Annotated in this window: 24 protein-coding genes; 4 read left to right on the forward strand and 20 right to left on the reverse strand. The window is 33.9% G+C overall.

Annotated features, from left to right (window positions below; all coding sequences use genetic code 11):
- Positions 1 to 27 precede the first annotated feature (27 nt).
- The 3 genes from argF to ACF3NF_RS04320 form a co-directional block, all read right to left on the reverse strand.
- Entirely contained in the window at positions 28 to 1,032 is a 1,005-nt protein-coding gene (gene argF / locus ACF3NF_RS04310) for an ornithine carbamoyltransferase (protein ID WP_394022321.1), read from the reverse strand.
- A 125-nt stretch (positions 1,033 to 1,157) separates the two neighbouring features.
- On the reverse strand, positions 1,158 to 2,093 hold the full coding sequence (arcC, locus tag ACF3NF_RS04315; protein WP_394022322.1) for a carbamate kinase: 936 nt from the start codon (positions 2,091 to 2,093) through the stop codon (positions 1,158 to 1,160).
- A gap of 44 nt (positions 2,094 to 2,137) precedes the next feature.
- A complete protein-coding gene (locus tag ACF3NF_RS04320) occupies positions 2,138 to 3,679 on the reverse strand; it encodes an alanine/glycine:cation symporter family protein (protein ID WP_394022323.1) in 1,542 nt (513 codons plus the stop codon).
- Positions 3,680 to 4,030: 351 nt separating this feature from the next.
- On the opposite strand from ACF3NF_RS04320, the gene ACF3NF_RS04325 reads away from it, so the two are divergent.
- Positions 4,031 to 5,188, forward strand: a complete 1,158-nt coding sequence (locus ACF3NF_RS04325; protein WP_394022324.1) for a helix-turn-helix transcriptional regulator — start codon at positions 4,031 to 4,033, stop codon at positions 5,186 to 5,188.
- Positions 5,189 to 5,229: 41 nt separating this feature from the next.
- On the opposite strand, the gene ACF3NF_RS04330 is transcribed toward ACF3NF_RS04325, so the two are convergent.
- The 7 genes from ACF3NF_RS04330 to ACF3NF_RS04360 all read right to left on the reverse strand — a co-directional run bounded on the left by ACF3NF_RS04330 (position 5,230) and on the right by ACF3NF_RS04360 (position 11,863).
- Complete coding sequence (locus ACF3NF_RS04330) at positions 5,230 to 6,066, reverse strand: MurR/RpiR family transcriptional regulator (protein ID WP_394022325.1); 837 nt, start codon at positions 6,064 to 6,066, stop codon at positions 5,230 to 5,232.
- A gap of 9 nt (positions 6,067 to 6,075) precedes the next feature.
- Positions 6,076 to 6,966: an ROK family protein gene (locus ACF3NF_RS04335; protein ID WP_394022326.1), complete on the reverse strand. Its 891-nt coding sequence runs from the start codon at positions 6,964 to 6,966 to the stop codon at positions 6,076 to 6,078.
- Positions 6,967 to 7,031: 65 nt separating this feature from the next.
- Complete coding sequence (locus ACF3NF_RS04340; RefSeq protein ID WP_394022327.1) at positions 7,032 to 7,481, reverse strand: YhcH/YjgK/YiaL family protein; 450 nt, start codon at positions 7,479 to 7,481, stop codon at positions 7,032 to 7,034.
- A 9-nt stretch (positions 7,482 to 7,490) separates the two neighbouring features.
- On the reverse strand, positions 7,491 to 9,005 hold the full coding sequence (locus ACF3NF_RS04345) for a sodium:solute symporter family protein (protein WP_394022328.1): 1,515 nt from the start codon (positions 9,003 to 9,005) through the stop codon (positions 7,491 to 7,493).
- 9 nt (positions 9,006 to 9,014) lie between these two features.
- Entirely contained in the window at positions 9,015 to 9,938 is a 924-nt protein-coding gene (locus ACF3NF_RS04350) for a dihydrodipicolinate synthase family protein (RefSeq protein WP_394022329.1), read from the reverse strand.
- A gap of 36 nt (positions 9,939 to 9,974) precedes the next feature.
- Positions 9,975 to 10,670, reverse strand: a complete 696-nt coding sequence (locus tag ACF3NF_RS04355; protein WP_394022330.1) for an N-acetylmannosamine-6-phosphate 2-epimerase — start codon at positions 10,668 to 10,670, stop codon at positions 9,975 to 9,977.
- A 191-nt stretch (positions 10,671 to 10,861) separates the two neighbouring features.
- Positions 10,862 to 11,863 carry a DUF4236 domain-containing protein gene (locus tag ACF3NF_RS04360; RefSeq protein WP_394022331.1) on the reverse strand — a complete coding sequence of 334 codons (1,002 nt, stop codon included), beginning with the start codon at positions 11,861 to 11,863 and terminating at the stop codon, positions 10,862 to 10,864.
- A 140-nt stretch (positions 11,864 to 12,003) separates the two neighbouring features.
- Between ACF3NF_RS04360 and ACF3NF_RS04365 the strand changes: the two genes are divergently transcribed.
- Positions 12,004 to 12,288 carry a YkvA family protein gene (locus tag ACF3NF_RS04365; protein WP_394022332.1) on the forward strand — a complete coding sequence of 95 codons (285 nt, stop codon included), beginning with the start codon at positions 12,004 to 12,006 and terminating at the stop codon, positions 12,286 to 12,288.
- 304 nt (positions 12,289 to 12,592) lie between these two features.
- Here the strand turns inward: ACF3NF_RS04365 and ACF3NF_RS04370 are convergent, their stop codons facing one another.
- Entirely contained in the window at positions 12,593 to 12,853 is a 261-nt protein-coding gene (locus ACF3NF_RS04370; RefSeq protein WP_394022333.1) for a glutaredoxin family protein, read from the reverse strand.
- A gap of 182 nt (positions 12,854 to 13,035) precedes the next feature.
- On the opposite strand from ACF3NF_RS04370, the gene ACF3NF_RS04375 reads away from it, so the two are divergent.
- Complete coding sequence (locus tag ACF3NF_RS04375; RefSeq protein ID WP_394022334.1) at positions 13,036 to 13,236, forward strand: hypothetical protein; 201 nt, start codon at positions 13,036 to 13,038, stop codon at positions 13,234 to 13,236.
- A gap of 102 nt (positions 13,237 to 13,338) precedes the next feature.
- On the opposite strand, the gene ACF3NF_RS04380 is transcribed toward ACF3NF_RS04375, so the two are convergent.
- From ACF3NF_RS04380 to ACF3NF_RS04420, 9 genes are all read right to left on the reverse strand, one after another.
- Positions 13,339 to 14,100, reverse strand: coding sequence for an AIM24 family protein (locus ACF3NF_RS04380; RefSeq protein ID WP_394022335.1), 762 nt, complete (start codon positions 14,098 to 14,100; stop codon positions 13,339 to 13,341).
- Positions 14,101 to 14,240: 140 nt separating this feature from the next.
- Complete coding sequence (locus ACF3NF_RS04385) at positions 14,241 to 14,603, reverse strand: hypothetical protein (RefSeq protein ID WP_394022336.1); 363 nt, start codon at positions 14,601 to 14,603, stop codon at positions 14,241 to 14,243.
- A gap of 229 nt (positions 14,604 to 14,832) precedes the next feature.
- Positions 14,833 to 15,021: a hypothetical protein gene (locus tag ACF3NF_RS04390; protein ID WP_394022337.1), complete on the reverse strand. Its 189-nt coding sequence runs from the start codon at positions 15,019 to 15,021 to the stop codon at positions 14,833 to 14,835.
- The gene (locus ACF3NF_RS04395; RefSeq protein ID WP_394022338.1) at positions 15,018 to 16,637 is read right to left on the reverse strand and encodes an ABC transporter ATP-binding protein; all 1,620 of its coding nucleotides are present in this window, start codon (positions 16,635 to 16,637) and stop codon (positions 15,018 to 15,020) included. The genes ACF3NF_RS04390 and ACF3NF_RS04395 overlap by 4 nt, the downstream gene beginning before the upstream one ends.
- A complete protein-coding gene (locus tag ACF3NF_RS04400) occupies positions 16,624 to 17,625 on the reverse strand; it encodes an ABC transporter ATP-binding protein (RefSeq protein WP_394022339.1) in 1,002 nt (333 codons plus the stop codon). The genes ACF3NF_RS04395 and ACF3NF_RS04400 overlap by 14 nt, the downstream gene beginning before the upstream one ends.
- Before the next feature lie 9 nt (positions 17,626 to 17,634).
- Positions 17,635 to 19,614 (reverse strand): ABC transporter permease subunit, encoded by a 1,980-nt coding sequence (locus tag ACF3NF_RS04405; protein WP_394022340.1) that lies wholly within the window; start codon positions 19,612 to 19,614, stop codon positions 17,635 to 17,637.
- 11 nt (positions 19,615 to 19,625) lie between these two features.
- The gene (locus ACF3NF_RS04410; protein WP_394022341.1) at positions 19,626 to 20,588 is read right to left on the reverse strand and encodes an ABC transporter permease; all 963 of its coding nucleotides are present in this window, start codon (positions 20,586 to 20,588) and stop codon (positions 19,626 to 19,628) included.
- A 352-nt stretch (positions 20,589 to 20,940) separates the two neighbouring features.
- Positions 20,941 to 23,187, reverse strand: coding sequence for an ABC transporter substrate-binding protein (locus ACF3NF_RS04415; protein WP_394022342.1), 2,247 nt, complete (start codon positions 23,185 to 23,187; stop codon positions 20,941 to 20,943).
- 404 nt (positions 23,188 to 23,591) lie between these two features.
- Entirely contained in the window at positions 23,592 to 25,601 is a 2,010-nt protein-coding gene (locus ACF3NF_RS04420) for a peptidoglycan amidohydrolase family protein (protein ID WP_394022343.1), read from the reverse strand.
- A gap of 227 nt (positions 25,602 to 25,828) precedes the next feature.
- On the opposite strand from ACF3NF_RS04420, the gene ACF3NF_RS04425 reads away from it, so the two are divergent.
- Positions 25,829 to 26,794, forward strand: a complete 966-nt coding sequence (locus tag ACF3NF_RS04425) for a hypothetical protein (RefSeq protein WP_394022344.1) — start codon at positions 25,829 to 25,831, stop codon at positions 26,792 to 26,794.
- Positions 26,795 to 26,974: the final 180 nt, after the last annotated feature.

Raw genomic sequence — 26,974 nt, forward strand, 5'->3', positions numbered from 1 at the left:
TAGGAGGTCAATTTATTTATAAACTAATTATTTAAGTGTAGCATACATGATTGCTTTGATTGTATGCATTCTATTTTCTGCTTCATCAAATACTTTTGATTGGTGAGATAAGAATACTTCTTCAGAAACTTCTTGACCATTTAGTTCGTATTTGTCACCAAATTTGTCATTGATTTCTTTACCAATTGTTGTGTTTAGGTCGTGGAATGATGGTAGGCAGTGCATGAAGATTGCATCTTCTCTAGCATTGTCCATTGCTGCTTTGTTTACTTGGTATGGGTGAAGTTGTTCAATTCTTTCTGCCCAAACTTCTTCTGGTTCTCCCATTGATACCCAAATATCTGTGTAGATTACGTGTGCATCTGTTGTAGCTTCTTTTACATCTTCTGTAAAGTGTACTTTTGATCCGTGTACTTTTGATAGTTCATTAGCTAGATCTTGTACGTCTTGTTCTGGCCATAGGTCTTTTGGACCACAACCTGTGAAGTTTACACCTAGTTTAGCACATGTTACTGCTAATGAGTTTGCCATGTTGTTTCTGCAGTCACCCATGTATACGAAGTTGATGCCTCTTAGTTTACCAAAGTTTTCTTTGATTGTAAGCATATCTGCAATCATTTGTGTTGGGTGCCATTTATCTGTTAGACCATTCCATACTGGTACTCCAGCATTTGCTCCAAGTTCTTCTACTAAGTCTTGGTCAAATCCTCTGTATTCGATACCATCATAGAATCTACCTAATACTTTTGCTGTATCTGCGATTGATTCTTTTTTACCCATTTGGCTTGAACCTGGATCTAGGTATGTTACTCCCATTCCTAGGTCATATCCTGCTACTTCGAATGAACATCTTGTTCTTGTTGATGTTTTTTCGAATAATAGTGCGATGTTTTTGCCTTCTAGGTATTTGTGTGGAGTTCCTGCTAATTTTAATTTTTTGAATTGTTCTGATAGTTCGATTAGGTAAAGTACTTCATCTTCTGTGAAGTCTTTGATTGCCATTAAATTACGTCCTCTTAAGTTAACTCCCATTTTAAATCTCCTTTATACTTTCTAAAATATTACCAATATATATTACAAAATGCTTGTTTTTGCATTTTATAAGCGTGTTACCTTTATTTTCTTACCCAGCTATTTTGCTTTTAATCAAGGGTGGCTTAGCCGTTTATGATTTTTGTTCCTACTTCTCCTGATAGGGCATATGCTGCTTTTTCTAGAGATGTAATGATTGCTGTTCCTTCTGGATTTTCTTCGATAAATTTGATACAAGCTTCTACTTTTGGTAGCATAGATCCAGCGTGGAATTGGTTATCTTCGATGTGTTTTTTTATCTCACTTACTGTGATTTCACGAAGTTCTTCTTGGTTTTCTTTACCAAAGTTGATATATACTGAGTCTACTGCTGTAAGTATTAGTAGTGTATCTGCACCGATATCTGATGATATTCTGCTTGCTACAAAGTCTTTATCGATTACTGCGTCTACCCCTTTTAGTTCGCCATTTTCATTTAGAACTGGGATTCCGCCACCACCACCTGTGATTACTACACCATCATTGTCTAGGTGGTTTGTCACTGTTGATAGTTCTACTATGCTTTGTGGTTTTGGACTTGGTACTACTCTTCTAAATCCACGACCTGCGTCTTCTTTGAATGTGTATCCATCTTTTTTGCTAATTGCATCTGCTTCTTCTTCTGTGTAGAAGTTACCTATTGGTTTTGTTGGATTTTCAAAGGCTGGGTCTTTTGGATCTACTTCAACTTGTGTTACTACTGTTGCTACTTTTTTGTCTATATTACGAGATGCTAATTCATTTTCGATAGCTTGTTGTAGGTGGTATCCTATATAGCCTTGGCTCATTGCTACACATTCCACTAATGGGAATTCTGGTATTGTTGAGTCTTCTTTTGCTGCAAGTGATAGAGCAAGATTAATTACTCCTACTTGTGGTCCATTTCCATGTACTACTGCTACCTTGTCATATGATTCTATGATGTCTGCAATTGATTTTGATGAACCTTTTACAGCTTCAAGTTGTTCTTTTGGGCTATTTCCTAGGGCATTTCCACCTAGTGCTACTACTATTGATTTCATATTGCCTCCTACAGTTTTCGATGATTTGTAAATATTTTTATTTATTAATCATTCTTTTCTTTTAAATCTTTATCAGATTCAAAAGTCATTGTTTCACTTTCTACATTCTTTTCTTTGTTTTTATCTACATTTGTTGTATTTGTATTCATGTTTACTTTTGAAACTGTCTTCGCTTTATCAGTTTTTCCAGTATCTAATAGATAATAATCTGGACCTTTAAAGAATTCATCAGTAATTTCTTTTATTTCTCCGCTCATCTTTATCAGTCCTATCATATTAGGTATTACTACAAGACCTAATGTGAAGTCAAGGAATACTCCTGCTTTATCAAATGTAACAAATAAAGCCAAAAGGATCATAAGAGAAGCAACGACCCTCATTATCTTACCCACTTTTGTACCAAATAAATACTCAGCTTGTTTTTCACAGTAAAATACGATTACTATGATTGTTGAAAGTACAAATAAGAATAGGCAGGTAGAGATAATTACTGATCCTAATTGACCAAATAATGTATTGAATGATCTTTCTACAGCAATTGATCTTACTGCTGACATTTCAGATTCACTCATACCTGGCTTCCATGTTCCTGTTAAGATTACTACTAAGGCAGAAATTGTACAAACTACTATAGTATCAGCAAATACTTCAAATACTCCCCATAGACCTTGTCTAGCTGGGTGGTCTGTTGTTGCTGCAGCGTGTCCATAACCTGCAGAACCCATACCAGATTCATTAGAATAAACACCACGGGCAACACCTTGAGAAATTACTTTTGAAAGTGCAATACCACTTACACCACCCATAACAGCCTTAGGATCAAATGCACCTTTGAATATATAACCAAATGCTGCTGGAATATCACCAATATGCATAATTACTATGATAATGCCGAATATAATGTATATTGCTGCCATTATAGGAACAAGTTTTTCAGTTACTTTACCAATTTGTTTTACCCCACCAAATACAACTACAGATACAAGAATAAATATAGCGATAATAGCGATTTTTTTAGCAATATCTTCGTTTACATTAAGTGGTCTAAATACACTTTGAATTGGATTTACAGCTGATAATGTTTGAAGAGTGATTGATGGAAGGATTTCTAACATAAAGAAAAATGCTGCAAGTGAACCTAGGATTTTACCAAGATTACCTTTTAGTCCATTTTTAAGCATGTATGAACATCCACCAACGTATTCTCCTTCTGAATTTAGCTCTCTATATTTGATAGAAAGAGCTACTTCTGAGAATTTTGTAGCCTGTCCAATTATTGCAGCAATCCACATCCAAAATATAGAACCAGGACCTGCCACAAAAATTATTGTAGGTGCAACTACTATATTTGCAGCACCAATTGATGAAGCAAGGGCTGTTGTCATAGCTTGGAAAGCTGAAACAGTTCCATCTCCTTGGTTGTCTTTGGAAAACATCTTTCCAGCAGTTTGACTTAAAATATAATGGAAATGTCTTAATTGGAAAAATCCTGTTCTAATACTAATTAATAGACCACCACCAATTAGTAAAACTAATAAAGGCCATCCCCATAACCACTCTGTGAAATGTGATAATGTTTCTATCATAATTTTCTCCTCTTTCTTATAAGTTCGATATGAATTATAAATATTTACAAACCATCATCTTGATAAAATTATATCACAATCATTTTTTGATATAGGACATATTTCTTCAAAAAAATTGTAAAGTTAGGGTAAATGTTTTCATAATCGCCTTGTAAGTTATTTTAAGTATTTATTAAATATTTTTGATAAAAGCTTTCAAACCCAATGATTTTGTACTTTAATCTATGAAAATGTGATATAATATATAGAAAGAAATGTTAGAAGGGAGGGATTAATATAAAAAATCAGACCAACATCCAGGATGAATCAAATTATTTTCAAACTGATTTAAGCCAAGCAGTTTTAATAGACATGGGCCATGAAATATGTGCAAATTCTACCGATCCCCTCCTTCATACCAACGCTAGATTTTGGTATATCAAAAAGGGCGAGGCTGATTTTAATATACAAGGTGAAAACTACACCCTAAAAGAAGGCATGCTTGTGGGGATTTTGCCATGGTATTACACACAAATTATGGAAGTTATGGATCCAATAGAGCTTGATGTAGCGGTTTTTGACATAGAACTTATAAATATTTTCCTAAAAAAAACCAACCAAATGTTTGGATCAGCCATGCAAATTACAAATTCTATCACAGAAAATGCCTATGTAATCTTAGATGAAGATGACCGAAAAACTGTAGAATCCATTATAAAAACCCTAAATCAGGAGCTTCATGCCTTTAAAAATGGCAAGGCCTATGCCAAACAAATGATCTGCATCAAAATAATGGAACTTGCAATTTTATTTGAAAAATCAGCAGGTCATGGTAAAAAAAAACTCCAAAAGTATAACAAAATAGAAATTTTCCACTATATTTGGGCTCATTTGGAGGAAAAACTGACCTTAGCAGATTTAGCCCATATTTTTTACCTATCAGAGTCAAATATTTCAAAGTACATCAAGGAAGAAACTGGCCTATCTTTTACAAATCTCACATCCTTGATGAAACTTACAAAACTAATGGGCTACCTAAATTTTTCTGAAAATAACCTAGAAGAGTTATCTGTCATCTTAGGATTTAAGGATGCCTCCCACCTTTCCAAATTTTTTAAGTCCAAAACAGGATTAAATTCTAAGGACTACAAAAATTCCTACCACACCATTGAAAATGGCGACCAGGTCATAGATTATCTAGAAATGGCTGACATCATCAATTATCTAGTGAAAAATTATTACAATGACTTGGATATAGACCAGATTTGCAAAAAATTTGATATTAATCAAAATTCCTTGAATAAGTCTCTGAAATTTTATGTAGACAAGACTTTTGATGATTATATAAACTACATGAGAGTGATAAATGCTGCAAGGCTGCTTTTGCAAAGCGATGATTTGGTGTCAGTAATCGCCTACAAGGTAGGTTTTAATACAACCAAAACTTTTTACAGGAATTTCAAAAAAATCTATTCCATAAATCCAAATGATTTTAGGAAAAAAATCAACTACCAAGAAGTAAATTTATAATTTTGCAAAATAAAAATCATTCCCAAATCGGAATGATTTTTTTATTTGCTATTTTCTTTAAAATCTCCTTTGCCCAAGGCCTTGATGGTATCACCGTGCATTTTTTCTTTGAGATTTTTATCTTCATTTACAAAAAAAGTATACAAGATGTCAACCATAATTGATAGGGGAAATTGGGGGCTGATTACATTTCCATAGTTTAGGTGTTTAAGCGATGGAACTAAAACCAATTCATCACAATATTTCTTTATTTCTTCCCTATTTTGAGATGTAATCAAAACTGTTTTTGCATTTTTATTGTGGGCTTCTTTTAGAAAATACAAAACTTCCTTGGTCTCTCCACTGATGCTTAGGCAAATTACCAGATTGTTTTCATTGTGAAAAACCGCCCTCATTTTCATATGGTCGGAATCTGTTATTGAGTCGATATTTACCCCTATTCTCATAAAACGCATCTCCATCTCATTTGCCGCAAGTCCTGATGAACCCTTGCCACAAACGAAAACTTTTTGGGAGGCATTCATATAGCTAACCACCCTTTTTAGCTGGTTTTCATCTATTAGAGAATAGGTTTTATTTAAAAGTTCTTGGTAGGTTTTTAGGACCTGGCTGACATTATCTGTGATTTCGTCATTTTTTTCAACAAAATTTTGCCTATATTGGTAGATAAATTCTCTATATCCCCTAAATCCACATTTTTGGGCAAATCTTGAAAGAGAAGCTTCTGATACAAAAAGCTGGTCAGCTAATTTTTTGGCAGAAAAATTTCCTTTTTTGTCATTATGGATGAAAAAATCGGCAATATTTTTTTCTGTAGCTGTGAAGTTTTCGTAATTTGATTCTATGATTTCTATAACTGATTTTACATAATAGGCCATAGCAGATTCCTAGTTTCTGGCCTCTTTGTTTTGAAAATTGTAAAATGCTCCTAGCATTCCAGCTGCATTTTGTTTTTTGGCAAATTTTAGGCTAAGACAATCGTAAAGGGGTTTTTCTAAGTATTTTTCTAGGTTTTTATCTAATTTTTCGTATAAATATTCTTCTTGAGCCATGATGCCCCCACCTAGGATAACTGTATCTGGATTTAGGACATAAACTATATTTGATATTCCAATTGCTAGGACTTCGCACATTTCATCTATGGCTTTTATACAGATTTCATCGCCATTTTTGGCTAGTTCAAATATTTTTTTGCCATCCCAATTTTCTGGACTATCTCCCTTTAAATTTGCGACCTTTTCTACCAAAATTTTTGCAGAACCAAGTGTCTCAAATGTGCTATTTTCCATATTTATGTAACCTATTTCCATAGCAGATCCATTGACCCCATGGTAAAGTTCGCCATTTATTATTGCACAACCGCCTATACCTGTTCCAATTGTAAGGATTAGGGCGATTTTACTATTTTTTCCGGCACCTGCCTTGTATTCGGCTAGACCCGCGCAGTTTACATCATTTTCTACATGGCATGGCAAATCAAATTTTTCTTTGATTGGCTTTTTAAAATTTATGCCAGTATAGCCTGGGATAAGGTCTGATGCGTAGCGGATAGATCCATTTTTTGTATCAACCATGCCGGCTGTTGATATAGCAACACCTTCTACTTCAGTTTTATCTTTATAGTTGCTCACAATTCTTAAAACTTTTTCTAAAATTTGTTCTCCACCCTTGCTGGCTTCTGTGGCTAATTCGTTTTTTTCTAAAATTTGGCCATCTTCATCTATAAGCCCGTATTTTATAAAAGTCCCACCTATATCTATGCTGATATATTTTTTCATATATGCTCCTATTTTTAAATTTACAAAAAGGCATAAGTATTTTGCCTTATGCCTTAAATTCTTAATTAAATTTTAATTTTAAATATTGCTTTTTTGGTGTATACTGGATCAGTTATTTGCAAGGCTGTCATGTGGACATCATTTGGATAGCAAACTAAAAAGTCTCCCACCTTTAGATCTACCGAAGAATTTCTTTCTCCCTCAGCTGCTTGAAAATCTTTTTCTGCATCATATTCACCAAGATCCATGTCTTTTAAGAAGTTTAAATCTATTCTTTCTTCTCCTAAAAGCATTAGGTGCAGGTCTAAATATTCTTTATGGGCTTCCCAAAATCTATTTTCTACTGTTGTTGTATCATATTCAACTATATTTACAAAAAATTCATCTCCATTAATCTTATAGATGCCTGCCTCCATATTTTCCATATCATTTTCTTTGTAATAGTCAAAGCAAGCTTTGATTTTGTCTTCTAAATATTCATATTCTTCTAAATTTGTTATGTTTCCAAAAATCATAATTTTCTCCTACTCTTGATTATATACTGTGGAATTTATTGGTGGTATATCCTTAATTCCCTTTACCTTATTATAAATCATAGATCCAATTACTCCAACTACAAGTGATACCCCAATAGAAATAATTGAGTATGACCAGAAGGAAACTTTTGCTGGGTCTACAAAATATTTTATATAGACCATAACTAGTGCTGCTACGGCAAAGGCAAGGCTTGCTCCAAATTTGTTGGCAACTTTTGTAAAGGCACCTAGGATAAATATACCAACTAGGATTCCTAAAACTAGTCCCATAAATCCGTTAAACCATTCGTAGGCTGATTTTACTCCACCGTGGGCTAACATTATGGATACAATTATTGCAAAAATCCCAACGACTAATGAAACTCTTTGGCCAATTTTGGTTTGTTTTTCAAAGGTCATTTCTTTTTTATTTAGGGTGGACTGGATATCTAAAGCCCAGCTTGAAGCAACTGAGTTTAGTCCTGTTGAAAGGGTGGATTGGGCTGCTGCATATATTGCTGCAAGTAAGATACCTGTTACACCAACGGGCAATTCATAGGCTATCCATGAAGCAAATATTTGGTCTTGTTGGGCATTTGGTGGTAGTGGATTGCCTTGTACTTGGTAAAATACATAAAGTCCTGTACCTATTAGGTAAAACACAGTAGCAATAAAAATTGATAAGCAACCATTACCAATCATCATTTTTCTTAGTTGTTTTGAATCATTTGTTGTAGTAAATCTTTGTACAATATCCTGGCTTGAAACATAGGAACCAATTGTATTTATACCAGCCCCAACAATTAATAAAAATACACTATCTCTAAGTATATTTGCATCAAAAATTGGCTGATCTACTGCTAGAAACTTGTGATTTGTAAATAGTTCGTGGTTGATGGCTCCCAAACCACCATTGATATTGCTAATTAGGTAGATTAAACCAAAAGTAACACCAATTAATAAAACAGATCCTTGGATAAAGTCTGTCCATAATACAGATTTTAAACCACCTGTATAGGAATAAATAATTGCTATAACACCCATAATTATGATTAAAATATCTACATTTATTCCCATAAGGCTAGATAAAACCATACATGGCAGATACATAATGATAGACATCCTACCAATTTGATAAATGATAAACATAATTGCCCCAAGGACTCTAAGCCCTTTAGATTTGTATCTTATTTCTAGATACTCATAGGCTGTATCTATGTCAAGTTTAGCATAAATTGGCAAAAAGTATTTTATGGTAAATGGTATGGCAATTAGCATTCCCAATTGGGCAAACCACATAATCCATGTGCCCGCATAGGAGTTTCCTGCAAGTGATAAAAAGGAAATAGGACTAAGTAAGGTTGCAAAGATAGAAACAGATGTTACCCACCAAGGAATAGACCCATCTCCTCTAAAATATTCCTTACCTTCCATTTTCTTTTTAGAAAATCTAAGCCCTGCAAAAAGCACTGCCCCTAGGTAAACTATAAGTATTATTAAGTCAATTGTTGTAAAACCCTTCATACTTTTCTCCTAGTTAGACAAGTATTTGTCTTTTGCATCTCTTATCATAGATGCCGCTTCTTTTACTATTTTTTCATCTTCAGCTATTAATGCTGGTAGTGGTTTTCTAACAGATCCTATATCTAAATCCTCATTTTCTCTTAATATAGCTTTGATAACCGCATACATATTGCCATGGCCTGATACCATTTTATAAATTATTGCATTTATGTCATATTGGATTTTTTGAGCTAACTCTAAATTTCCATTTTTAAAATGCTCATCCATTTTTAAGAATAATTCTGGCATCACTCCATAAGTTCCACCGATACCTGCTTCAGCTCCGATTAATCTTCCTGAGATAAATTGTTCATCTGGACCATTAAAAATTATATAATCTTCCCCTGCATCTTGCTTAAAGATTTGGATGTCTTGGACAGGCATAGATGAGTTTTTTACACCGATTACACGAGGATTTTTTCTCATTTCAGCAAATAAACTTGGTGTTAGAGCTACTCCTGCAAGTTGTGGGATATTGTAGATTACAAAATCTGTATTTGGGGCAGCATCTGAAATATCATTCCAATATTCTGCAATGGCATATTCTGGCAGTCTAAAATAAATTGGAGGAATGGCTGCAATTGCATCTACTCCTAGACTTTCTGCATGGGCAGCAAGCTCTTTAGAATCTTTTGTATTATTGCAAGCAACATGGGCAATTACTGTTAATTTTCCTTTTGCTTCTTTCATTACATTTTCTAAAACGATTTTCTTATCTTCAACACTTTGGTAGATGCACTCCCCAGAAGAGCCATTTACATAAACTCCCTTTACACCTTTTTCTATAAAATACTTTGTAAGTTCTCTTACTCTTTCTGGGCTAATCTTTCCCTTATCATCATAGCAAGCATAAAATGCTGGGATTACACCTTTGTATTTTTCCAAATTTCTCATAATTACGTTTTCCTCCTTATTAAAATTTTTATTTTTTTAGTTTTCTGCAAGTTTGTCAACAAAATTTTTAGTAATCACTTGCGGTCTAGTAATGATTGACCCAACTACGACGCTATAAGCACCTAGTTCTATAACTCTTTTTGCCTTTTCTGGGGTATTTATATTTCCTTCGGCAATGACCTTTGCTTTTACATTTTTTATAATTTCCCTTAAAATTTCAAAGTCATTTGCCTCGATTTTATGGCCCTTTGATTGGTCAGTGTAACCAACTAAGGTTGTGCCTACAAAATCAAATCCCAATTCATCCGCATGAATGGCCTCTGCTATTGTGGAGCAATCTGCCATTAGCAATTGGTCTGGGTATTTTTCTTTGATTTCTTTATAAAAATCGTCGATATTTTTGCCATTTGGTCTTAAATCCTCTGTTGCATCTAGGGCGATAATTTCAACTCCTGTTGCAACAAGCTGATCAATCTCATCCATGGTTGGAGTTATGTAAACTTTTGAGTCATCATAATCTTTTTTTATGATGCCTATAATTGGTAAGTCTACTTGATTTTGGATTTCTTTTATATCATCTGGGGTATTGGCCCTAATTCCGCTAGCTCCGCCTTGTTTTGCCGCTTTTGCCATTCTCCCCATAATAAAAGAAGAATGAAGGGGTTCGTCTGGCAAGGCTTGGCAGGATACTATCAATTTTCCCTTTAGGCTTTGGATTCTACTTTCAGTCATTTTGCCCTCCTATTTAAGAAAACTATATACCAGTCTGAATTTATTTTCAATATATTAGTGTTAAATAGAAATTACTTTCAATATTCCAAATATATGATAACATTTTCCTGTTTTCCTTAGTTTTTATTGAAAGTATATTCAGAATATTTATAAAAATAGAAATAAAAAACAGCAGCTAAGCTACTGTTAATTTATTCTCCATCTAAAACTGTATCTGAAAATGCTATAAAAATATCAAATCCTGGTGCTTTTTTAAGGGACAAATACCCATATTCTACAAGATTTATTTGTGGATTTTCCTTATAACGCTTATCAGGACTGCCGTCTTTATTGGTATGCTCATATGTTTTGCCAAGTACTGTCGCATCTGCTGGAAGATTTTGATCTTCTAAAAATATCATTTTTCCTAAGTCTATTTCCATCTCATTAAAGGATAAGGCTGACATTTTTGATCCCTTTTTGATAAATACTGAATCTGGCAAGAAAATTAATTTTAATTGCCCAGCATCCAAAGTAAAGGTTTCGGCATTTGTTTCTATCTGATCATTACCCTTAAAATACGAAATATTTTCGCGGGAGATAATTTTCATGTCCGCTCCGCTTGATTCTGGCAAATCTTCTGCCTCTGTCACTAACCAAACAGCATCTGATTCCATAATGCCTTCTAGTAAATTATTTGTAACTTCTAATTCTTTTTTTGCATCCTCGCTCATCTCATAATCAAGTCTAATAGTCTGATTATTTTTGTTATATAGCCAAAAAATCACTCCTAGGACAGAAATAATAACAAAAAGTGGATTGATAATTGCAAGAAGTATGCCGATTGCAATCAATCCAATGGCAATATAGGTGTTGGTGCGGTTTTTATTACTTGCAGCAAGCACATCTTTCATATCATCTGAGTGGATACTAGCCAAATCATTGTCAAAAGTTCTTGTATTTGCACTTTGTGTTTTACTTTTGCTGGTTGTATTTGTATTTTTTTTGCCTGTAATCTTTTTATGAGGGTTTCCAAAATCTTTTTGATAACCAATCCCTGTTCCTGGTATATAAGCAGATCCTCTGATATTTCCATTTGCAGTGCGGGTTATGCGAAATCCCTTGCCTCCCCAAGAAAATCCTGGCCCAGACTTACTCATATTTATCCTAAATCCCTTGCCAAGATTTATACTTTTTCTAAATCTAAATCCCATAATATACTCCTTAAAAGTATTATACCAAAAATAATATTTTTTATTAAGTTTTACATTCTTTAACTTGACATTTAAAATATTCAAGTATAATATAAGTGTAAATAAATTTTATTAAATCCTATTTTAAGAAAGGGGTTTCAATGACAAAATTTAACAAAATTAGAACATCAATTCCAGCTTTTTTCAATGCTTTAAAAAATAAAAATACACCAATCCCAGCAAAAATTGCAGTAGTAGTTGCAATTGCCTATGCAGTCATGCCTGCAGATATTGTAGTAGATGCAATTCCATTTTTAGGATGGTTTGATGATGCCCTTGTAATGACAATCTTATTTGCCATTGCAAACAAAATGATCCCTGACTATGTAATGGATAAGGAAAAAAGCGAAATAATCGATGATGTAAATTATGAAGTAATGGACTAAAAAAATTCCAAGCCATGGGGCTTGGTTTTTTTGTGCAAATGTTTAAATAAAAAACCCAAGTTTGCGATAAAACTATTTTCAAATAGATATTTTAAAATCGTCTTGACTGTTACTTGGGTTTGCGATTTTAAAAAATCCTTATCCAATAGTCTTAAAAACTTGGGTTCAGTGTTTAATTTAAAAAGTAAATTTCCTTAACTACTCGTATTTAAAGCAAATTTTGAAACTGGAGATGGTACTCACTTTTTCTTTCAAAGTTTCAAAGCGAGGAGCTTAATATTTATCTCAATATTTAATATTTTTATTAAAGAAGATTTTCTTTTGCGTATTCAATTATATCGTCAGATTCGTACATTGCTTTGCCATCTATAACTAGACATGGTACTTGTACCTTACCTCCGACTTCTTCTAATTTACGAGCGTTTTGCTCACCGCAGGTTGCATCTTCTATATTATAGGATGGGTATTTGACGATGTTATTATCCTTAAAGAAATTTAACACCTTCAAACTAAATGGACAATCTGGCTTAAAGTAGAGTTCAAACTGTGAATCTTCACTTTTCATTGGACTATCCTCCTATCTTTCTAGTTGAAAATATATTTTCTTATTAATATAATACCCAGCAAATTTCATTCTAAACATCGTTTTCCTATTTTTTTATAATTTTTTTAATATTTTTTCTCAATTAAAATATTTAACAATATATTTTCAAAAACTATAATCTAATTATAGTTTATTTATGGAGGTTGTTATGGATTTCAATTATTGCAATCCTTATTTCAAGCCCAATCTCACCAACATCTGATTTTGTAATAACAAGTGTGGATAATCTAAATATCAACGCAATTATTACACCAATCCTAGCCTATGCGGGTGTTATAATCGGTAAGGACTGGGGAGCATTTAAGTCAGTTGGGGTAAAGGGAGTGATAGTTTCTATTTTTTAATCATAGGAACATTCTTAATCTCAGCCCTACTAGGTGACTTCTTTATAGGTATATTTAATTAAAAAATAAAAATCGCTAAGTTTTTATCCTTAGCGATTTTTTTTATAAATCAACTGGTGCCATTAAAACTTTTCCTGAGCCGCGGTAAACATTTACAAAGCCTTCACCACTGGCAGCAGATCCAATTAGTGACCTTGTTGTTCGCTCTACTGTAAATTTTAGTGAAGAAGACCAGGCTACAGCAAAAGATCCGTCTATCCTTATCTCATCATCTTCTAATTCTACTTCGATTAGCTCATTTCTTGCTACTGGAGATTCTAAAGCTACTACTCCATCGCCAAATAAACCTAGGTTAAACAATCCTTCTCCACCAGCAACTGCAGATGAAATTGAAGATCTGGCTACTGTCTTGTGGTCTAGGGATGATTCGCAGGCTAGGAAATATCCATCTTCTAAAACCAATCCACCATTCCAGTTTTGAACATCAAGTAAGACTATGTATTTGTAAGTTGGTTCTAAAACTACCATTCCTGAGCCGTAGTATTCTGGTTTTATGGCTGATTCGTTGGTTACAGATGATCTTAGACTCTTGCTAAAGAAATCTCCCACACCCTTGATACCTGTACCAGCATTTACATCACCAACCATCCATTGCATAGCCCCTTGTTGAAGAGTTACTGGATTTACCTGTAAATCACAAATTAATTGCTTTAGCCTAACTCCCATTTGAGCTGCAAAATATTCTTTTTGGGCAGTTTCCTTAGTTACTGACAAATCTCTTTTGTATTCTGCTACCCTAAAGGCCCCTTGCTGGTCAGTTATCATTATGTCATCATTGTCCAAAAAATTATTAATCCTAAACACATTCGCCTCCTTTTTGTTTGATTCTATAATTAATTATATAACAAATTTAAGAAAATTTAACTTTTATACTAAAAAAAGGAATCTATTCTAAAATTTAAGCAGATTCCGTTAAAATATTTATACTTAATCTTATTTCCTAGTTATCCAACAAGTCTTTCAAGTTTTCTGATGATTATCCTTTGATTTTCTACTAATTTTGCTAATTTTTTTGCTCTTGGATTATTCTTATTAGCTCTAACTACTCTATCTGCAAAATCTAGTTGTTTTTTACAATTTTCGATAGCAGCTCTTAGGCGAATCCTTTGCTCAGGCTTAAATCTAACAGTTCTTCTTTTTCTGTCGTCATCGTCATCGTCACGATTTAAATAATCATCATCGTCATCGTCGAATTCGTATGCTTCATATCTGTCATCTAGGTCGTCATTGTCATCTGCAAATGCAGAAACTCCTGGCAATACTAAGCTAGTTGCTAGTGCAAAGGCAAATACTTTTTTTATTTTCATACTATATTCTCCTATTTAAAAAATATTTATTATGATGTGAAACTAATTACATATACATTATACAATATATTGTATTGTTTACCGGCTTATTTGTAAAATATTTCAAAAAATTTTATAAAATTTAGTCTAATTAACTAAATATCCCGTTTGTTTTTTTATTTATAATATTTATTGAAATTTAAGGTAGCTAATTTGTGGCACAAAAAAAGACGGGATATTCCCGTCTAGCTTATAAAAGTATAGCCAGCAGCAAAAGTGGACCTATTACAAGTAGTAATCCTGGCAAAAATACTCTTATTGCTGCTAAAAACATTGCTAGTTTGTCATCTTTTTCAAGATTATTTTCATCTAACAAGTTTTCTTTTTCATAGATTTCATCTGCGTTTTTTTCGCTAAACATATCTATGGGTTTTCTCATAGAGCGCTCATTTCTTCTAGGTCGTGCTCTTCTTTATTTCTTAAAGCCTGATTTTTTTCAAAAGCTCTTTGTTTTTCTTCTTCACTTACTTCCATAAGGTGGCAGGCTACATAGTGGCCATTGCCGTAGTCTTTTAGTTGTGGTTGGTAAGTTTTACAAATATCCATTGCATATTGGCATCTGGTGTGGAAACGGCATCCTTTTGGAGGATTTACTGCTGAAGGAATGTCTCCCTCAATTGTTTGTAATTCTTGGCCTTGGTCCACATCTGTTCTAGGAATTGCTTGTAAAAGCGCTTGAGTATATGGATGCATTGGATTGTCGAAAATTTGTTCTGTGTTTGCAAGTTCTACCAAAACTCCTAGATACATTACCCCGATACGGTCAGATATATATTTTACTACTGAAAGGTCGTGGGTTATAAATAGGTAGGTCAAATTGTTTTGATCTTTTAAGTCTTGAAGTAGGTTTATAATTTGTGATTGGATTGAAACGTCAAGGGCAGATACTGCCTCATCGCAAACTATAAAGCTTGGTTTTAGGGCTAGGGCTCTTGCAATACCAATTCTTTGTCTTTGTCCACCTGAGAATTGGTGAGGATATCTGTGCAAGAAATATGGTGCAAGTCCGCATTTTTCCATAGTTTCTTGGATGTATTCATTATATCCTTCATCTTTTCTTGATTTGAATAAATCATGGCCTAGGACACCTTCACCTATGATATTTCCAACTGTCATCTTTGTATCTAGTGATCCATATGGGTCTTGGAAAATCATTTGTAGGTCTTTTCTCATCTCACGCATTTCTTCATCATTTAGCTTTGAAAGGTCGATACCATTGTCTTTTTGACTTTCAAGCTCTTCAAAGCCCTCTTTGTCTTTTAGGGTGTCTCTATACGCTTCGATGTTGTTATGTTTTTCACCAACTACTTTTGATAATTCGGATCTTTTTGCAATTAGTTCCTTATATCTTGGGTCATTATCACGTTTATTGTAATATTCGTCCCATTCTCTTGATCTCATTTGAAGTTTTTGCTCAAATACATCTATATCAGCAATAACTTTTGCACGCTCACGAAGACTTGTGTAATAGTCATTTAATAGGCTTTGGACCTTATCTAGGTCATCAGATACTAAAAGCCCACCAGCTATTCTTATCATATTTAGGTATTTTTCTTCGATTTCGCGACGTTTGAACATTGCTTTTTCATTGGCTGCTGCACGTGCTTGATCATCAGCTGCATTTTCAAGCTCAGCATAGATGTTATTTAGCTCTTCATTTGCATTTTTGTAGGTTGGGAATTGTTTAGAGATATTACTAATCATTGTTCCCATGTATGCTGGTGCAACATCTTCTAAAGTTTTTCCGTAATAAAGGGTTGTTCCCTCTGTTTGGTCATAAATTTGTAAAAGTGTCCTACCAAAGGTAGATTTTCCACATCCGGACTCTCCTACTAGACCTAAAGTTTCACCTTCATAGATGTCAATAGAAATTGATTCATTGGCATGAACATAGGAACTAGGTCCTCTGTTAAATAGACCTTTTTTCTTAAGAGGGAAATATTTTTTAAGGTGTCTTATCTTAAATAAGACCTTTTTTTCATTAGTATTTTCCATCTTCTCTTTCCTTTCTATTTGGATAGTGACATCTAATTCTTTGGTGTTCATTAACTGAAACTAGTTCTGGCATTTGGTTTACGCATTTTTCTGTGGCAAATTTACATCTGTCTGCAAATTTGCAACCCTTTGGTAGATTTAATGGGTGTGGTACAGATCCAGGAATTATGTCTAGTCTTTGATTTTTATCACTTGTTATGGATGGGATAGAATTTAGTAGGGCTACTGTGTATGGATGGTTGTAGTCTGTAATATCTCTTTTGAAAATATATTCTACTGGAGATTGTTCTACAATTTGTCCTGAGTACATTACCGCAACTTCATCTGCCATTTGATTGATAACTCCAAGGTCGTGGGTTATAAATAGGATTGATGTATTTAGCCTATGTTTTAAATCATTCATCAATCTTAAAATTTGCGCTTGAATAGTTACATCAAGGGCTGTTGTTGGCTCATCTGCAATTAATAATTTTGGCTCGCAGGCTAGGGCCATAGCAATCATTACCCTTTGGTTCATCCCACCTGAAAGTTCAAATGGATATTGTTTTGCTACTATGTGTGGGTTTGGGATTTTTACAGAAGCTAATAGTTCCTCAGTTCTTTTTGCTGCTTGCTCTTTATTCATATTTCTATGAAGCATCAAAACTTCTGAAATTTGTCTTTCTACTGTAAAAACAGGGTTTAATGAGCTCATTGGCTCTTGGAAAATCATGGATATTTCATTTCCCCTGATTTTTTCCATTTGACTTCTGTTATATTTTACTAAATCCTCACCCTTATATATTATTTCACCATCATATATTTTTTGGTTTGGTTCAAATAATTGCAAAATACTCATGGCAGTTTGACTTTTACCAGAACCAGACTCACCAACAAGTCCTAAAGTTTTTCCCTCATCAACTGTAAATGACACTCCATTTACAGCTTTGATAAGGCCTTTTCTTGTGGAAAAATATGTGTGAAGCTTCTTAATTTCTAATAAACTCATTCTTTTCCTCTATCTCTCATTTGCTCTAGGGTCAATTGCATCACGAATTGCATCCCCCATTAAGTTTACAGAAAATGATACTAAAAATACTGCAAGTGCTGGGAAGACCCATCTCCACCAGTAAATATTTAATACTTCTGAACTTTGGGCAGCAGATAGCATATTACCCCATGATGGTGTTGGCTCTTGTACACCAAAACCTAAGAATGACAAACCTGATTCTGTTAGCAAGTTGCCAGCATAACCTAAGGTAGCATTTACAATTACTATAGATAGGATATTTGGCAGGATATGCTTAATCATAATTTGTGAATTTTTTACACCAAGGGCACGGGCCGCTGTAATGTAATCACGTTCACGTTCTGCAAGGATTTGTCCACGCACAAGACGTGCTAGTCCAGTCCAGCCTAGTAAACCTAAAAGCACCATAACCATGGTTATTCTTTGGGTTTGGCTAGCTCCTGGTGGCAATAAGGCAGAAAGTGAGATAAGCATTGGATAAAATGGGAATGATGAAATAATTTCAGAAATCCTCATTAAAATATTATCCACTCGTCCACCTGCAAAACCTGCAATCATACCAATTATTACACCAAGTACAACTTGGATTACAGTTGAAATTAGGGAAATAACCATAGTCATACGACCACCGTGGATTAATCTTGTAAAGATATCACGACCTTGATCATCAGAACCAAATCTAAATCCATTTAGACCCCAGGTTTTGATATTTCCTTCCTTATCTACTGCATATTGGTTAAAGTATGAGGCAGATATTTGTTCAAATTCTCCTTCTGGAGCATTTAATTCACCATAATTATCCTTACCCCAAGTATAAAGTTTGCCATTTTCATCTAAGGCAGTAAATGTTGTATCTCCACCTTGAATATCTACAATTGGGGCTTCAAATTCTGGAACATTGTCTCCAGAAATACCAGCCCTGCTTGGACCCCAAACATAAAGTTTGCCATTTTCATCAAGGGCTGCTGCAGATGAGCTAGTAAGGGCAACTTTTTTTACAAAGACAGATCCATCTGTAAGTTCTTTTGGCATAGTTGTTTGGTTTTCAGCACCAAGTACACCTAAAAGTTGGATTGTTCCGTCAGTTTTTGCAACCAACATATTGATTGGAGATGTATCAAAATCTTCTACCTTACCTTGAACATCAGATGGGATTAAATTTAGGCGGCTGGCCATGGTTGATCCCCAAACTACAAGATTTTTTGCTTTTGTAAGTACTACTGAATATTGAACACCTGCTCCAACTTTTTCTACCCCCTCAGTTTTGATTTGGTTTTCTTGCATTGGAGGCATTTTTGTTTGGTCAAAGGAATTATTTCCCCAACCTAAGATTTGATTATCATCGGTTGCAAGGATAACGTGCCTATCTCCTGCTGCAACATCAGTTACTTTTTTGCCTTGGAGAGATTTTTTTACCTCTTCTGGAACTGTTAGTACCTTATCTTCATTATCAGACCCCCAAACATAAACATTGTCTTCATTTGTAAGTCCAACTGCGAAGGTATTACCAATTGAAATTCTTTTTGTACCCTCAGTTTCCATTTCTTTAGGAAAGTTCATATAGGCTCCACCTGGGGCAACATTTGTAAGGTTACCTTGGGAATAGTATTGGTTAAATGGAAGCACTGCACTTCCTACAAAAACTAGCAATATAATTGCAATAAACATTACTAAACCAATAACTCCAAGTGGGTTTCTAAAGAAGTTTCTAACTGCAACCTTACTTGGAGAAAGGATTGCTTCTTCTTTTAAGTCCTTGTTTTCGTTTGATGGATCAGGTCCAGCTCCAACATTTGAATTTGGATTGTTAAGATTTTCTCTTATATTTTCATCTAGTCTTTCATCTTCTGGATTTCTTAGCTCATTTTCAGTATTTGGAATATCACTAGCAAAGGTAAAACCAGCACGCAAATATGATTTTAAGAATTTACCATAAGACTTTAATGATTTATTAAAAGTTTTATTCATGATTTCACCTCTTAAGCTTCCAATTTAACTCTTGGATCAACTAGCGCATAGGCTATATCCATTATCAAGTTGCCTAAAAGGGTTAGTATGGCATAAAACATTGATAAAGCTAAAATTACGTTATAATCTTGGGCAATAACTGCAGTTATAAGCTCATTTCCTATTCCCCTGTATGCAAAAATACGTTCTGTAATTGCAGAACCAGAAAACATGCCAAGTACAGCCCAAGTAAGAGCAGTAACTACTGGGATAAGGGCATTTCTAAATGCGTGTGAGTATATAACTGTTTTTTCTTTAAGACCCTTAGATCTAGCTGTTCTAATATAATCTTGATTTAGAGCATCTAGCATTGAGTTTCTTACATATCTTGATAAAGATGCAAGAGATCCTACAGTTAAGGCAATGGTTGGTAATGTCAAATATCTTACCCATTGGCCAAAGGTGTTTTCCCTAGGCATACCATTTGGAGGTAACCAACCTAATTTAAATGCAAAAAAATAAATCAAAAGTAGGCCTATAAAGAATATAGGAATAGACATACCGATAAGTGTTAGGGTCTGGAAGGTCCTATCAAAAACTCCGCCCCTGTGGGTGGCCGACCTTATACCAATTAAAATCGATAACAAAAATGAAATAATAGTAGAGCCTATATTTAGATAAATAGTATTTCTAAGTGGTTCTCTTAAGTGATCTGTTACTGGTTTTTTTACTCTAAGTGATTCTCCCAAATCCCCTTGCAGGGTTCTGCCTAACCATCTTACATATTGCTCAGGATAAGATTTATCAAGACCATAACGTTCTGATAAATTTTTATACATTTGAGCTTCTTGTTCCTTGGTCATAGCTGTTCCTTGAGGCATCATAGCTTGGATAGGGTCTCCAGGCATGGCTTTGGAAAAAGCAAAAAGCATTATAGAAATGATTAAAGCTGTTGGAATCATGCTTAATATTCTTTTTACTATATAACGAAACATAACTTTCCTTTCTATATTGTTATATAAAGAAATTTTTAAATAATTTTACATAAATTTTACTAACTAAAGCGCTAAAATCTAAGCTTTTTTAGGCCTTGTTAAAATAAATTATAAACTTCCAAAATAACAATTTTTATAAATAATATATTAATATAATGCACTTATTTTGTCAAATAAAAAAGTCCTATATTACCACTAAAAATTGCCATTTTGTAGGCAAAAATAAATGGATTTTCGAGTATATATTTATACACTTAAATTAATAATAATTTTAATTTAAAGATAATATTTATTTATAAATACTAAAAAAGCCCACTAGATGTGAGCTCATTTAGTTTTATAATTTATTTGACTATTTTAGTGTAACACCATTGATTTGGTCTTCGATTCCCCATGTTGGTGTATTAATATCAAATCCTTCAACTCTTGTTGTATATCCTGTGTGGTATAGGTTTGAGTAAAGTGGGATTTGTGGTAGGTAATCATTGTACCAAAGTTGGAATTCTTCCCAATTATCTAGGTATTCTTCTCTCTTATCTGATGGTGTTTGACGAAGTTTTACTGTCAATTCATCAGCTTTTGGATCGTTTGTTCTAGATTTGTTGTCATTACCATCTTTGTTGTATTGTGCCCATGGGTCATATGTGTCTGAGAAGTTTTGAGCCATTGAGAATGCTGTAAATTTAGCATCTTCTTCTGGGAATACATAGTATTCTTGAAGTGTTGGGAATGATCCTGCTTGGATGTTATATTCCATACCTGCTTGTTTAGCATTTACTGGTAATTGACTGTTCATTAAGCTTGTGATTGGAGATTCTTCAGAACCGAATTGATTTACTACAAGTTTTTCACCGTTTTCATCATATCTGTAGTAGTCAAATCCTTCTGCATCAGCGTTAAATGCTTCTTCAGCTTTTGCACGGTCCCAAGGTGTTGTTCCATCAGCTTCAAATTTATATGGTGAGTTGTCTAGTACTTCGTTAGCTGTGTCTATGTTTAATTGGTAGTTTGTTAATTTACCTTCTAGGTCAGCTCCACGTTCTTTGTACATCCATTGGCTTAGACCATATGCACCGTTAGTTACTACACCGTAACCGCCTGCAAATGATTGAACGAATGTATTTCTATCCATTAGGTGAGCGATAGCTTGACGTACTTCTTTGTATTGAGTAGCTCCTCTGTCTGTTAAGAAGTTAAGTGAACCGTAACCATTTCTTTCAAATGTGTTTAGTCCGATTTTGCCTGCATCTGCTGCAGCTTTCATCTTATCGATTTTTCCACCATCACCTTCTTGTTGCCATACGTCTATGTCTCCATTTTCTAGTAAGTCAACAGCTATATTATTGTTTACGTATTGAACAATGATATTTGGAATTGTAGCTTTTTCCCCTTTGAAGTTTCCTTGGTATTCTGGGTTTAGAGAAAGTTTAACCATATTGTTGTTGTATTCGTCAAATTTGTATGGTCCTGAAACTACACTTGGAGCTGTTCTGTATTCGTTATATACATTTAGCATTGCTTGTTCGATAAGTTGTTCTGTTGGGTCAACATCACCGTCAAGTTTTTCTTGAAGGCCTGCAACTTTTTCATCATTAGCTTTTTTAGCTTCTTCATAAGCTGCTTTGTCTTCTTCTGATGCATCTTGTGCTGGTTCTTCTACTTCTTTAAATTCTTCATTTGCTCTATCAATTTGTTCTTGAACTGAGTCTTTGTATTTTTGAACTTCTTCTTCACTTGGTGTGTAGCCATCTTTTGCTACTAGTTTTTTACCATCTTCACTCAATGCTAAGTTTTCAGTAACTGCGTGCATTGGGAAAGCTGTTATAGCTGCTAGGGCTTTTTCAAAGTAGTATGGAAGTTGTTCTGCAGCAATTGTATATGAGAATGTATTATCATCAATTTTTTCTACTGCATCAAATGTATCTGATTCACCAGAGTGGTAAGCTTCATAGCCTTTACCAAATAGGTCTCCTGGGTTTACTGATCCTGTTAGAGGCATAAATTCTGGGTGAGTAAATAGTAAAGATCCAAAGATATAGTCATCTACTGTTAATTCTTTACCATCTGACCATTTTAGACCTGGTTTGATTTTGAAAGTAAATGTTTTTGATCCATCTTCGTTATCTGTTGTTTCTGGTTCACCTTCAAGAACTGCTGTATTTGTGATAAATTCTCCGTTTTCATCAAGTACGATTGTTGAGAATCCGTTGCTTCCTTCAATACCTAATAATTTTCTGATTATTACGTCATATGCAGAGTTTTGCCATCCAATTAGAAAGTCTCCTGAAAATTCCGCATTACCTATTACAAGGGTGTCATCGCTTGTTTGTGCTTCGAAGTTTTCTAATTCTGCTGCGTTTTCAGCATCTTCTTCGCCTTCAGCGTTTTCTGCTGTTTTATCATCTTCTTTTTTATCTTCGTTTGCGTCTTCGCCATCTTTATTTTCTTCAGCATTTTCTTCTGTAGTTTCTTCTGCTGCTTGATCTTCTGTTTTAGCTTCCTTATCTGTAGAAGTGGTTGCTGAATCTGTACTTCCTCCACAAGCTGTTAGGGTTGTTGCTAGTCCTAAAGCCATTAGGGAAGAAAAAACTTTTTTCATTTTCACTTTGCTTTCCTCCATTAAATTGTGATATGAGTATTTTATGCTAAAAAAAAATATTTGTCAATACTTGAAATAATTTTTTATTAATCACCGCGTATTATTATACATATAAATCATTGAAAAACCATTATCCTAATAATGCCCCTGCAAATTTTTCCATATTTCTTTATCTAATTGAAGTAGCAAAGATAGTGAAATTTCAATCTTTGTTAAAAATCTATACTATTTCTATAGCATAGAAGTGGATATCCTTTGCCTATGCATTTTTTTAGGAAAATATAAATTTTTTATTATCTGATTTTTTTAATGCCTTTTTATTTATAAATGAGTTTTGAATAAATTTTAATTTTGCCCACAAAAAAAACAGCCTAAGCTTTGCTTAGACTGTTAGTATATTTTTCTTATTTTTTATTGACATATGATCCACTAGAGCTTGCTCCTACAAGTCTAAAGTATTTTACTGGTAGGCCTCTGCTATCTCCCATGTATCCTTTTCTAGGTGTTACTGCTACACCATTTTTGCCATAGTTCATGTGGATGATTGTATCTTCTTGTGGATTTAGGATAAAGCCTGTATGGCCTGCTGCTCCCATAGATCCACCTGGTATACCTGCTACGAAAATATCTCCGTGTTGAAGTTCATTTTCTTTTATTTCATACATTACAGTACCCTTTGCTCCCATTTGGAAAAGAGTTTCTGTGTTACCAACCCATGCTCCCTTATTTAGGAATCCACCGTGGATTAGGGCTCTGTAAACTGCTGATGAACAGTCAGCTTGTGTTGCTGAGTTTCTACCAGCTCCCATATTGTATGTCATTTTTTTATCTCTTGCAGCAAACATCCATTCCATTACTTTATCAATGCTTTTTTCTCCTGGAATGTTGTTATCTTCTTTTGTTGCTACACCATTAGCATCTACTGTGTATACAACACCTTTTTGTGTAACTGTTTGGTTTGGTGTTAGGCCATTTTGTGTGAAATAATAATAATTTCCGTCTATTCTCCACACACCTTCTTTTACAAATCCTGCTTCGTTTGTGTGGTATTTTTTGCCATCTAGTTCTACCCATGAGTTTTTAATAACTTTTGCTAGACCTTTGGCATCTGATTTGTAGAATTTACCTGCATAAATAGATGATTTATTTTGTTCTAATTTTCCATTATCATCAAAAACGTAAAGATTTTTGTTGATTGTTTGGGCACCCTTAGCAATTTTACCATTGTTATCTGATCTATATGTATTGCCAGCTATTGTAAACCATTTATTTTTTATGTTTGTTGCTACACCATTTCTGTCAACTTCATAGTATTTGTCAGCTGTAACTAGTTTTTTGTTTGTGGTTAGTGTTCCTCTGTCGTTAAAATAGTATGATTTGTTGCCAATTGTAGCAATACCCTTTAAAAGTTTGCCGTTATTGTCGTTGTAGTATTTGTTTTTGTTTATTGTAACCCAGCTATTTTTAGGTGCAGTCATAGAACCATCATTAGCTAATTCGTAGTGAGCCTCACCTGTTACAATTTTTTTGTTTCTTTGTAGTTGGCCTTCTTTGTTGAAATAATATTTTTTGTCTTTGATTTGGGCAATACCCTTTGTTAGATTGCCCTTTTCATTCATATAATAAATATTATCGCCAATACGTCCCCAAAGAGTTTTTGGATTTGTTGCATTGCCTTTTTTGTCAATTTCATAAAATTTATCTTTTACTATAACATTTGTGCCTTTTACAAGCTTGTTATCTTCGTAATATTTTGTATTATTTCCTTCATAAACAAAGTATCCTGTCCCTTTTGGAGCATAGTAATTTGTTTGGTCAAGATTTGTTTCTTCTTCTTTGGTTTCTTCTGTATTTTCTGCTGAATCTTGTTTTTCTTCTTTTAAGTTATTTTCTACTTCTGTAGTTTGAGAAACTTCTGCATTTTGATAATTAGATACACTTTGAGCTTCTGCTGCATTGTAATCTTCATTTAATGCTTCATCTAGGTTTGAATTGTCATAGTAAATTACATCATTTACATCAGCGCTAGATGGAGTTTGAACTTGTACTTCTTCTGCTGGTTTTTCTTCATCATTTAATTCAACACTAAAATCAGCTTCTGTTAGTTTAGAATCTGTGTTTTGTAAGTCTGTAGTATTTTCTTGTGGTGTAAGGCTTTGGGATTGATCAATAGATTCGTGGTTTGAGATAGCTTGATCGTCGTAGTTGTTTACTTCTGGTGAATTAATATCAGAATTTTGCTCTGCTTCTAAATTTTCGCTTTCATCGGTTTCGTAGTTATCTAAATTAGTCGACTTGCTCGGTTCAACATTTAGGTCATACCCCTCATCAGCATATGATTTATCGGCTGTAGTAACAGCAGTGGATACAAATAATGTTGAGGCAAGTAACAATGTTTTGTTAAATTTTTTCATTATTCTCCCTCACTCTATATTACAATATTATTACAAATTGTTCTTTATTTTTTAATCACTGAACCTATTATAATCTATTTTTTTATAAATTGCAACAAAAAGGTTACAATTTTTTGAAATATTTTAAGCTTTATTAGGATAAATAGTTAAAATTTGGTTACAATTAACCCTCCAACTACTAAAATTTAGCGAAATAGGGTAAAATAAAAATTGATTAGGAGGCCCTTATGAAAAATAACAAAATTATAATTGCACTTGGACTAGTCCTTACACTGACAGCTTGCGATCAAAATGCAAGCAAAACAGCAGTTTCAGAAGAAACTATCTCCCAAGCCCTAGATGGCCCAGTAGAAAATCAAGACATAGTTGATGAAAAGCAAGATCAAACTGAAGAAACTCAAACAAATGAAAATGAAGATAAAAATGATGCCACAGACCTAAACAAATGGCGCGATATGATCCTAAATATAGGTGAATTTTCACCAACCCTTGTAAAAAACCTAACCGATGATGATTTAGAAAAATTAATCGAAGATGCAAATCAATTAAGCGAAGAAACTGGATATTGGGATGCAAAAGACTTTGTTTTCCAAGACCTAGCAAAAATGTATCCAGAATTATCAAACAAATTCCCACTAGACTCTGTAGAAAATAGATATAACCAAGAAGCCGCAGAAGAAGGCGACTACAATGGTACTTTTGATTACGAAAGACAATTAATGATTGATATGGGTTATCCATCAAACAAGGTGTGGGCAATAGATGATAAAAGTGTCCAAGACGCCTTCCACAAGGCCTACGAAGATGATATAGACCTATATTATGAAGATTATGTAGAAAATGCAGCAGCAATTCTCTTTGGCGAAGAGGAAGAAGAAGAAACCACCGAAAGCGAAAGTTCATTAGACGAACAAAAATCAGAAAATACAACAAGCAAAAACAAAATCAAAAAATACGGCTCAAGCCAAACAGACTACGATGCAATCAAAGCATCCCTAGTCCAATATTACGAATTTAGCCCAGCAAGTGTCAACCAAATGACCAACAACGACATAGACATAGCCTACACCAGAGCAATGGCAAGACTAGAAGAAACAGGCACAGGCGATATAGGACTAATATTTGAAGAACTAGGAAATATGTTCCCAGGATCCAGCAAAATGTACCCAGGAGAACAAACAGAAGAAAACTAGGGAAAAAACCCCAATCCCCTCTATATATAAGTAGAGGGGATTTTTTGTGGGCAAATTTAAGAGTATTGGTAAAAAACAATCGTCATATAAAGCTAGTAAAAAAAGATTTATCAAAAATATAAAAGAAAAATGAAAAATAAATAAAATAAAAATCTAAAAAATAATCCAAATATAAAGGTA

Origin of the sequence: Anaerococcus martiniensis (assembly GCF_043187485.1) — a bacterium.
Classification (GTDB): Bacteria; Bacillota; Clostridia; order Tissierellales; family Peptoniphilaceae; genus Anaerococcus; species Anaerococcus martiniensis.

What these genes read in the sequence shown, in the direction of transcription:
- ACF3NF_RS04390 (WP_394022337.1), bottom strand. Translation starts at nt 15,021, where the DNA reads ATGAGAAAACCCATAGATATGTTTAGCGAAAAAAACGCAGATGAAATC.
- ACF3NF_RS04320 (WP_394022323.1), bottom strand. Translation starts at nt 3,679, where the DNA reads ATGATAGAAACATTATCACATTTCACAGAGTGGTTATGGGGATGGCCT.
- ACF3NF_RS04330 (WP_394022325.1), bottom strand. Translation starts at nt 6,066, where the DNA reads ATGGCCTATTATGTAAAATCAGTTATAGAAATCATAGAATCAAATTAC.
- ACF3NF_RS04335 (WP_394022326.1), bottom strand. Translation starts at nt 6,966, where the DNA reads ATGAAAAAATATATCAGCATAGATATAGGTGGGACTTTTATAAAATAC.
- ACF3NF_RS04355 (WP_394022330.1), bottom strand. Translation starts at nt 10,670, where the DNA reads ATGACTGAAAGTAGAATCCAAAGCCTAAAGGGAAAATTGATAGTATCC.
- ACF3NF_RS04405 (WP_394022340.1), bottom strand. Translation starts at nt 19,614, where the DNA reads ATGAATAAAACTTTTAATAAATCATTAAAGTCTTATGGTAAATTCTTA.
- ACF3NF_RS04400 (WP_394022339.1), bottom strand. Translation starts at nt 17,625, where the DNA reads ATGAGTTTATTAGAAATTAAGAAGCTTCACACATATTTTTCCACAAGA.
- argF (WP_394022321.1), bottom strand. Translation starts at nt 1,032, where the DNA reads ATGGGAGTTAACTTAAGAGGACGTAATTTAATGGCAATCAAAGACTTC.
- ACF3NF_RS04360 (WP_394022331.1), bottom strand. Translation starts at nt 11,863, where the DNA reads ATGGGATTTAGATTTAGAAAAAGTATAAATCTTGGCAAGGGATTTAGG.
- ACF3NF_RS04425 (WP_394022344.1), top strand. Translation starts at nt 25,829, where the DNA reads ATGAAAAATAACAAAATTATAATTGCACTTGGACTAGTCCTTACACTG.
- ACF3NF_RS04385 (WP_394022336.1), bottom strand. Translation starts at nt 14,603, where the DNA reads ATGAAAATAAAAAAAGTATTTGCCTTTGCACTAGCAACTAGCTTAGTA.
- ACF3NF_RS04415 (WP_394022342.1), bottom strand. Translation starts at nt 23,187, where the DNA reads ATGAAAAAAGTTTTTTCTTCCCTAATGGCTTTAGGACTAGCAACAACC.
- ACF3NF_RS04420 (WP_394022343.1), bottom strand. Translation starts at nt 25,601, where the DNA reads ATGAAAAAATTTAACAAAACATTGTTACTTGCCTCAACATTATTTGTA.
- arcC (WP_394022322.1), bottom strand. Translation starts at nt 2,093, where the DNA reads ATGAAATCAATAGTAGTAGCACTAGGTGGAAATGCCCTAGGAAATAGC.
- ACF3NF_RS04325 (WP_394022324.1), top strand. Translation starts at nt 4,031, where the DNA reads ATGGGCCATGAAATATGTGCAAATTCTACCGATCCCCTCCTTCATACC.
- ACF3NF_RS04370 (WP_394022333.1), bottom strand. Translation starts at nt 12,853, where the DNA reads ATGAAAAGTGAAGATTCACAGTTTGAACTCTACTTTAAGCCAGATTGT.
- ACF3NF_RS04365 (WP_394022332.1), top strand. Translation starts at nt 12,004, where the DNA reads ATGACAAAATTTAACAAAATTAGAACATCAATTCCAGCTTTTTTCAAT.
- ACF3NF_RS04350 (WP_394022329.1), bottom strand. Translation starts at nt 9,938, where the DNA reads ATGAGAAATTTGGAAAAATACAAAGGTGTAATCCCAGCATTTTATGCT.
- ACF3NF_RS04410 (WP_394022341.1), bottom strand. Translation starts at nt 20,588, where the DNA reads ATGTTTCGTTATATAGTAAAAAGAATATTAAGCATGATTCCAACAGCT.
- ACF3NF_RS04345 (WP_394022328.1), bottom strand. Translation starts at nt 9,005, where the DNA reads ATGAAGGGTTTTACAACAATTGACTTAATAATACTTATAGTTTACCTA.
- ACF3NF_RS04340 (WP_394022327.1), bottom strand. Translation starts at nt 7,481, where the DNA reads ATGATTTTTGGAAACATAACAAATTTAGAAGAATATGAATATTTAGAA.
- ACF3NF_RS04395 (WP_394022338.1), bottom strand. Translation starts at nt 16,637, where the DNA reads ATGGAAAATACTAATGAAAAAAAGGTCTTATTTAAGATAAGACACCTT.